At 38.0% G+C, this 6,083-nt stretch carries 5 protein-coding genes; 4 read left to right on the forward strand and 1 reads right to left on the reverse strand.

Annotated elements, in window-relative coordinates; genetic code table 11:
* The first annotated feature begins 48 nt into the window (after positions 1 to 48).
* The 4 genes from QNI22_RS28715 (at position 49) to QNI22_RS28730 (ending at position 4,470) form a co-directional block, all read left to right on the forward strand.
* Positions 49 to 822: a cell division protein FtsQ/DivIB gene (locus tag QNI22_RS28715; protein ID WP_314516252.1), complete on the forward strand. Its 774-nt coding sequence runs from the start codon at positions 49 to 51 to the stop codon at positions 820 to 822.
* A 143-nt stretch (positions 823 to 965) separates the two neighbouring features.
* Positions 966 to 2,273 carry a cell division protein FtsA gene (ftsA, locus tag QNI22_RS28720; RefSeq protein WP_314516253.1) on the forward strand — a complete coding sequence of 436 codons (1,308 nt, stop codon included), beginning with the start codon at positions 966 to 968 and terminating at the stop codon, positions 2,271 to 2,273.
* A 68-nt stretch (positions 2,274 to 2,341) separates the two neighbouring features.
* On the forward strand, positions 2,342 to 3,745 hold the full coding sequence (gene ftsZ / locus QNI22_RS28725) for a cell division protein FtsZ (RefSeq protein ID WP_314516255.1): 1,404 nt from the start codon (positions 2,342 to 2,344) through the stop codon (positions 3,743 to 3,745).
* Between the two features lie 98 nt (positions 3,746 to 3,843).
* A complete protein-coding gene (locus tag QNI22_RS28730) occupies positions 3,844 to 4,470 on the forward strand; it encodes an MgtC/SapB family protein (RefSeq protein ID WP_314516258.1) in 627 nt (208 codons plus the stop codon).
* A gap of 11 nt (positions 4,471 to 4,481) precedes the next feature.
* Here QNI22_RS28730 and QNI22_RS28735 read toward each other — a convergent pair whose 3' ends face one another.
* Positions 4,482 to 5,540: a TlpA family protein disulfide reductase gene (locus QNI22_RS28735; RefSeq protein WP_314516260.1), complete on the reverse strand. Its 1,059-nt coding sequence runs from the start codon at positions 5,538 to 5,540 to the stop codon at positions 4,482 to 4,484.
* Between the last annotated feature and the right edge of the window lie 543 nt (positions 5,541 to 6,083).

The following is a 6,083-nucleotide window of genomic DNA, read 5'->3' on the forward strand; positions in this document are numbered from 1 at the left end:
TATCAATAAGACCTGATTAAAATTTTTCATTTAAGATACAAGCTTTCTATGTTTGGTAGTTTAGGGAAGATCAAGCTAAGAACTCCTGTAAAGATAGTAGCAGGAGCATTGTGCTTTTTTATTCTGATTGGATTTGTAGAAAATAAACAACATAATAAAGTTTGTTCGGGAATTAATATTCACATTGAGGATGCATATGACACCTATTTCATTAATGATATTGATGTTTTAGCCCTATTAACAAATAATGGGACAGAACGGATTGATGGTCAGTCTTTTAAGGAAATAAATCTGAAAAATCTGGAATTAAGGCTTAAAACCAATAAATTCGTTAAAAGTTGCCAGGTATATGTAGATCTTATGGGGAAACTGAATGTTATAATCCAGCAGAATCGACCTATTGCCCGAGTAATTGATAGCCATGTTCCAGATGCATACATTAGCGAAGATGGAGAGATATTACCTCTCTCTGAAAGATTTACGGCAAGGGTTGTACTAGTAGAGGGAAGAGGTCTGAGGAAGCTGCTCGACAAAAATTTACAAGCAGACAGTACAGCAAAGGAATATTTTGAATTATTACAGTATATTGATAATGAGCGTTTTTTTAAAGCGTTAATAACACAAGTAGTAATCTTAGAGGACGGTACAATTCAGATGTATCCTCAACTTGGCCGACAAATTATTGAGTTTGGTACTCCAACTGATATTAAACGGAAATTTGAAAAGATTCGGATTTTTTACCAGAAAGTGATGCCTGCTCAGGGATGGAACCGGTACGGAAGAGTAAATGTTGCGTATCAGAATCAGATTGTCTGTGAATAATCTGGCAGAGTTTACAAAAGCAGACTTTTTGCATTAAAAAATACTATTTAGGTCATTCAAAAAAGTTTCTGAAACAGGAGGGTAACTGACTAGTCTTACAGAAATAACACTCATCCCGACAAAGGCGGGATAAGAGCAGCAACATGGACGATAAAATTGTAGTGGGTCTCGATATTGGCACCACCAAGGTGTGTGTTATTGCAGGCCGTAAAAACGAGTATGGAAAAATAGAGGTTCTGGGGTTTGGTAAAGCACCTCTGGAAGAGGGAGTGGTTCGTTCAGGCATTGTTACAAAAATTGATCGTACATCAGAAGCGATTCATCAGGCAATACACCAACTACAAACCAGTGTTGAAGGCCACATTAGTGTGGGAGAGGTAAATGTTAATATTGACAGCATACATATCAAGGGTATACAACATCGGCTGGGATTAACCCGACGGAATACACAGGAAGAGATTAGTATTCAGGATGTAGCTCAGCTTAATGAAGATATGCAACGCGTCACACCTCCATTAGGTAGCCAAAATATTCATGTGCTTCCACAAAAATATCGTGTGGATGGAGAGAGTGGTGTGATAGATCCTGTTGGGATGCTGGGAGTACGGCTTGATGCTGACTTTTATGTGATTAGTGTACAGTCGACTGTGATGCAAAATCTGGGTATTTGTATGCGTCGTGCAGGTCTTGAGGTAAATAAAGTATTTTTCTCCCCATTGGCTTCAGGTCTTGCTGTATTGAGTGAAGATGAAAAAGAACAAGGTGTTGTACTGGTTGATATTGGAGGAGGAACCACAGATGTGGTAATCTATCACGAGGGAATTGTTCGACATGTTGCTGTATTACCTTTTGGAGGAGATGTAATTACCAGAGATATTTCTCATGGGTGTGGGGTAACCCGTAATCAGGCAGAAGTCATGAAGGTTAAATACGGAATGGCAACACCTGAGTTCACAAGCCACAAAGATCGGATTGTTGTTCCCGGTTTACGTGATCGCCAACCTACGCTGGTCTCTATGAAAAATGTGGCTCAGATTATAGAGGCCCGTCTCAGTGAAATAATTGAGATGGTCTATATGGAGATTGAAAAGTCAGGTTACAAAAGCCGGATTCGGAATGTAGGTATTGTATTGACAGGAGGTACGGCATTACTCCAGAATATAGATAAGTTATTTGAAGAACTAACAGACATGCCAACACGTATTGGTAATGCAGGAGAGCATTTGGGGTTAAGTCCTGTTAGTTTTATCAAAGAACCTTGTTATGCAACAGCTGTTGGGATGGTCTTAGTTGGGTTTCATGCACTGGATGCGAGAGAGAACCGCTATCAACAAATTAAACCAACCGTTACACCACGTAATGATCCTCCTAAAACAAACAATGGAGGTGGGTTATTTGGAAAGATTCGGACATGGCTATCTGAAGACCTCGAAGATAAGAATGATTATTAAAAGTTATTGATTCTAACGGTTTTAGTTAAAATTTAGAAAGATATTATTTAAGAGCCCATACAACCAATATGTTTAATATAGGCAACATAAAATTTGACTTACCTATCAATAACCAATCTATTATCAAAGTGATTGGCGTTGGGGGTGGTGGTGGAAATGCAGTAAACCACATGTTTCGTCAGGGAATCCGGGATGTTGAGTTTGTCGTTTGTAATACAGATGCTCAGGCTTTAACATCTAGTCCTGTACCATATAAGATTCAGTTAGGGGCAAGTCTTACAGAAGGTTTAGGGGCAGGCGCTAACCCAGATCAAGGTAGAGCTGCCGCATTGGAAAGTGAAGAGGATATCAAGGCGTTATTTACTCCTAATGTAAAGATGGTTTTCATCACCGCAGGTATGGGTGGTGGAACAGGTACGGGAGCAGCACCTGTTATCTCACGAATTGCGAAGGAGATGGGTGTTCTGACTGTTGCTATTGTAACGGCTCCATTTAGCTTTGAAGGTCGGATTAAGATTCAGAATGCATTCAAAGGTATTGACGAATTAAAACAATATTGTGATACGGTTCTGCTTATTTCCAATGATAAACTTCTGGAGATATTTGGAGACCTGCCAAAGAGTAAAGCCTTTGCAGAAGCTGATAATATCCTGACTAATGCAGCAAAAAGTATAGCGGAAATCATTACCGTTCCTGGTTATGTAAACGTCGACTTTGAAGATGTAAAGAAGGTAATGAAAAATGCAGGTCAGGCGGTAATCGGATCTGCAACAGCTCAGGGCGAAAGTCGTGCAAGAAAGGTTATTGAAGCAGCCTTAAACTCTCCATTATTGAATAGTCGCGATATTCGTGGTGCGAAAAAGATCCTGGTTACTATGTTTTATAGTCAGGAAGCTGAGATGACCATGGGTGAGACTAAGGAGATCATGAAATATATTGAGGAGAAGACAGGCATTCTGGTAGATGAATTGATTCATGGTGATATTATTGATGATTCTTTAGGACAACATATCCGGGTAACCATTATTGCTACCGGCTTTGATGCACCTGAAAATACTGCAGTAAAAGCAATTATAGAATCGGAGCCTGCACAACCTGTCAAAGTAGAAGTAATACCTGTTCCTCAGCCAGAAGTTGTTGTGAATGTACCACAAGTAAATAAGTCTTTACCTTTTGAGTTTTCGCTGGAAGATAAATCTACAGTAGGTGGTCCTACACCTGTGGTATTAGAATCTTCATCAGTAGTTGAAGAAAAGCCAATTACTCCAATATCCCAGCCATCAGAAGAAGTTGAACTCTTTTTACAACGTAAAAAGTTAGGAGATCGAAAAGACTTACGACAATTAAACAGTACGCTTACACTGGAAGACATAAGGGAAAAAACAGAAACTCCAGCCTACGTTCGTCGGGGTATTCATATCTTCGAACCACCCTCTGAGCCGAATATCACAAAGCATAATCTGGATGATTAACCCGAAAGTCCATAAAACTAGAAAACCCTGACCTTATGCCAGGGTTTTCTAGTTTTTAGGGTATCCAAGTATGTTTGAAACACATCCTTTCAATTCTTATGATGCATTATGAAGATTTCTTTAAGCTATTTATAGCATTGCTAGCAGGGTCACTAATTGGAGCAGAACGGGAATATCGAAGTAAATCTGCTGGGTTACGAACAATCGCTCTTATTTGTGTTGGAGCCACTTTGTTTACAATCATGTCAAACTATCTGGGAAATGATAATGAACGCATTGCTTCAAACATTGTAGTTGGTATTGGCTTTCTGGGCGCAGGTATTATTTTCAGAGAAGAAAATCATGTTCGTGGCTTAACCACCTCTGCTACTGTATGGGTGACAGCAGCCTTGGGAATGTGTATAGGGGGTGGTTATTACAGCCTTGCAACAGTTGGAGTGATTCTGGTGCTAATTATTCTGTTCCTATTGGTATATGTCCAAAAACTTATTGGCCATAAGCAACAAATTCGAAATTATAGGATTGTTTTTAATCAAGGACAGGGTAGTATAAAACACTATGAAAAGGAGCTTAAAAGATTTGACTTAAAAATTAAACAATCTAAACACAACCGTATAGGAAACCTGGTAACTGCTACCTGGACAGTTACCGGTTCAGAAAAGAATCACAAGGAGTTTTCTCAGGAGATATTTGATAGCCCAGAAATACACGAATTTGATTTCTAGGTTGCCTGAGGTTAGTTAGATAACAATTTATCAAGCAGTTTCTCTAGTTCTCCATCTTTCAAATCTACTCCAACAATCTTCTTATCTTTATCCAGCAATATGTTGTAAGGGATACTGGTAAGATTAACCTGTTTGGCAACTACACCATTCCAGGCATTAAAATCACATAACTGAAGCCAGGTAAGTCCGTCTTTGTGGATTGCGTTAATCCATGGCGTTTTTGTTTGATCCATTGATATACTTACAATCTCAAGCCCTTTACTTTTGTACTTTGTATAAATCGTTGTCAATAATTTATTCTCTGCACGACAAGGGCCACACCAGGAAGACCAGAAATCTAATAAAGTATAGGTTGAGTGTATATCTTTCAATGAAACTGGCTTACCTGTTGTATCTGGCAACTCAAAATCAGCCATTTTAAAACCTACCTGATTCGTTGCGTCTCGCTTTATCTTGCGTAGTAAATCTTTTCCAGGTTCGGAATTAAACAGACTCTGGTCTAAATAACTCATGTATTTCTTTCCCCAGGCTTCACCCAGAGATCGTTCATCCATAAAATCTTTTACTAACATTAAGGATAAATAGGAAGAAGGATATTTTTCAATATGAGGCTCTATATCCTTTTGTAATTCTTTGTAAATAGTAGCACCAGTAAGTTTATCTTTTTGGCTTAGTACTTTAAGATGATTATATAATTGGGTATAAAATTCAGTATCGACAGTTCCTGTAGAAGAGATAGTAGCCAGGTAAGGTCTATTCATTGATGGGTGATTATAGATTTCAAAGGTTGCATCAATTGTACCATCATCCAGCCAGATTCCAAATTCCTGAGATGCCCCAGTCGCTTTTACCAAAGCGAGACAAGGATGAGACAATACACCTTTTAATTCAAAACGCCCATTCTTAACTAAAACATCGAAATCGCCTTTTCCAGAGATAGTACCATAAAAAAGTGTAATTGCGACTTTATCAGGAACTCTTCCTTTCAAAAACTGTCCCTTCAATACGATTTCCTTCGCAACACATAGTGTACTAATATTTAAAATAAATAAGATAGTAAGTATTCTCATAAGAGTTAGTAGATATAGGTTAAGTGGTGTTTATTTGTAGTTAAACGGGAATGTATTTAAATTATTTTGCAAATAGTAACAAACACCAAAAAATATACTACTTTCTAAATATGAGTTAAAGTTAGAGATGGCCTTTCTCGTTGTCGCTTAGTTCATGGCAAACTATTTTTTTAAGGAGCCACACCGGTTGGTTCAATCTATAAGGAGATTACATCTTATTCTGAGCAGACCAAAATTTGATCGGAATTCACCACAAAACGTCTACTTGCATAGAACTATGTGCATAGGGCCACAGTATTGTGAATTAAACGTAAGCCTTTCTTTCGACGCATTCCAATATGTACTACTCGCTAAAATTTGAGATTATCCCTGTACAAATTTTCAAAAACAGAAGTATACATGTGATTTTGCGAATCAGAGTATGTTTAAAAATTAAATTGTGAACAATTTAGAAACGGTTAAGAATAATTTGGCAGTTAGCCCATAAAATCCAGGCTTGTGCACTTTTAGTTGTTTTCTCATAATCTTTTGAATGTCTTCGGA

It is taken from the genome of Xanthocytophaga agilis (assembly GCF_030068605.1).
GTDB classification, from domain to species: Bacteria; Bacteroidota; Bacteroidia; order Cytophagales; family 172606-1; genus Xanthocytophaga; species Xanthocytophaga agilis.